This is a genomic window from Enterobacter wuhouensis, from assembly GCF_004331265.1.
Classification (GTDB): Bacteria; Pseudomonadota; Gammaproteobacteria; order Enterobacterales; family Enterobacteriaceae; genus Enterobacter; species Enterobacter wuhouensis.
Window position 1 is genome coordinate 1 of sequence record NZ_SJOO01000032.1, and the last position, 1,570, is coordinate 1,570.

5 protein-coding genes are annotated in these 1,570 nt (G+C 36.4%); 1 reads left to right on the plus strand and 4 read right to left on the minus strand.

Translation table 11 applies throughout. The features are described from left to right. On the minus strand, positions 1–116 hold a 116-nt coding region (locus E0L20_RS23735; RefSeq protein WP_131636025.1), incomplete at its 3' end, for a GnsA/GnsB family addiction module toxin. A 273-nt stretch (positions 117–389) separates the two neighbouring features. On the opposite strand from E0L20_RS23735, the gene E0L20_RS23740 reads away from it, so the two are divergent. Then, positions 390–638 carry a hypothetical protein gene (locus E0L20_RS23740; protein ID WP_044859278.1) on the plus strand — a complete coding sequence of 83 codons (249 nt, stop codon included), beginning with the start codon at positions 390–392 and terminating at the stop codon, positions 636–638. Between the two features lie 124 nt (positions 639–762). On the opposite strand, the gene E0L20_RS23910 is transcribed toward E0L20_RS23740, so the two are convergent. From E0L20_RS23910 to E0L20_RS23745, 3 genes are all read right to left on the minus strand, one after another. Next, the gene (locus E0L20_RS23910; RefSeq protein ID WP_164724261.1) at positions 763–900 is read right to left on the minus strand and encodes a hypothetical protein; all 138 of its coding nucleotides are present in this window, start codon (positions 898–900) and stop codon (positions 763–765) included. Between the two features lie 28 nt (positions 901–928). Further along, the gene (locus tag E0L20_RS24190; protein ID WP_259331759.1) at positions 929–1,054 is read right to left on the minus strand and encodes a hypothetical protein; all 126 of its coding nucleotides are present in this window, start codon (positions 1,052–1,054) and stop codon (positions 929–931) included. A 270-nt stretch (positions 1,055–1,324) separates the two neighbouring features. Then, complete coding sequence (locus tag E0L20_RS23745) at positions 1,325–1,522, minus strand: hypothetical protein (RefSeq protein ID WP_131636026.1); 198 nt, start codon at positions 1,520–1,522, stop codon at positions 1,325–1,327. Positions 1,523–1,570: the final 48 nt, after the last annotated feature.

The following is a 1,570-nucleotide window of genomic DNA, read 5'->3' on the forward strand; positions in this document are numbered from 1 at the left end:
ATAAACTCAACATCAGAGACTTCCTTCCCTGTTTTTTTTCTCAACTCAACCATTTTTTTTGAGATGAAAGACGAAATCTCTTTTTCGATTTCATTCTTGATGTTATCAGAATTCATTTTACCTCCTATAAATAACTCATTAACACTCAATCAAACACAAATCGTTAATGAGCGAATCAGATACTTATGTATAGATGATTCATGACATTATGGCAAATATGCACCACTCCCCTACATGTATACACCCACTAAAATATCATATAACAAAAGGAACTAAAAAAACACCATTTAAGGCATGGTAAAGTCTATAAAGATGTTACTTGCCCACCTTTACAGTAAAATATTTATTTTCTGCTATGATTAATACACTACACAATCCCAGGAGTATATATGTTCACTAAATCCGCAGATAAAAACCAAGAGAAACTTGGTGATATGGAAGGCAGTTTTGGGGGAGCAATTAATCCATCAGAACATCCTGTAATAGAAACCGCAAAAAAATACGCAGCACAAACCAACGATGCCATACGCAGCCACTCTGACGATATAAAATCAAAAATAAAATCAAACCCTCGAACATGCATTGCTATATTAACCAGTGTAGCTTTTGCATTAGGTTTTTTATTGGGGCGTAGATAATAAGCATTCAGCCCAAACGTCAAAACCCTTCTTAAATACGTATTTAATCATTCAACTAGGCGCTGAGATGACATATAAATAATCATTATATTAAACCGCCCTTAGGCGGTTTAATTATTGTATGCTAATTCTGTAAATCTCTTTTATCATCGGGTTCAAGTGGACTTGATGGTTGTCCCTCTCCAGGAAGGTCAAGCGGTTCCTCTTGAGGGGAAGGTTCTAAATCAGGGGCAGGATCATCAAAATCAGGACGTCCGGACATATATACTCCTTAATAATTCATGTGTTTTTTATTTCTGATCTCTTTTGGCCGATTTTTTATCCTGCTCATCATTGTTTCGATCTTTCCCTTTTTCTTTCCCATTATTCTTGTCCTGGGACCGCTCATTAGAGATGTTCATATGTTTAGCTTTCATGGGTAACTCCAGTGATAATGACAGCAAATTGCTGTATATTTATTATAGTAGCAACATCGAAAACAAATCACACATTTGCTGTTACTAAAAATATCCCGGCCCCATGTCATTAAATACCGGGCATATTAAATAAAATACTTACAAATAAATTACAAATAGAGCATCCACTCAGGGAGGTAAACTATTGGCCGCAGCCTAAAATTTTGCATCTCCTAAACTGAACAGCATTCAATTGGTCCTAAGAAAGAACCACCATAGTTATGTTTTTTCTTAAGACTTCATATGCCGAGCTTTGCCACCAGAAAGTGGAACAGTTTCCTTATCTTCTTCATCATTCTTATAAACCTCTATGAATTCATCAGCATGACCAGGAGCGCCTCCTTCATCTTCCCATTCATTTAACGAGTGTAGCCATTCCTCCTGAGTCATGACTTTACCTGTTTTGGTACTACGTAGATGAATATTCATAACACGCTCCCATTCTTTTACTCAACCAAGAGTATAGCTCAACGCAGT

Coding starts and splice junctions, on each gene's coding strand:
- E0L20_RS23910 (WP_164724261.1), bottom strand. CDS start 900: ATGTCCGGACGTCCTGATTTTGATGATCCTGCCCCTGATTTAGAACCT.
- E0L20_RS24190 (WP_259331759.1), bottom strand. CDS start 1,054: ATGAAAGCTAAACATATGAACATCTCTAATGAGCGGTCCCAGGACAAG.
- E0L20_RS23745 (WP_131636026.1), bottom strand. CDS start 1,522: ATGAATATTCATCTACGTAGTACCAAAACAGGTAAAGTCATGACTCAG.
- E0L20_RS23740 (WP_044859278.1), top strand. CDS start 390: ATGTTCACTAAATCCGCAGATAAAAACCAAGAGAAACTTGGTGATATG.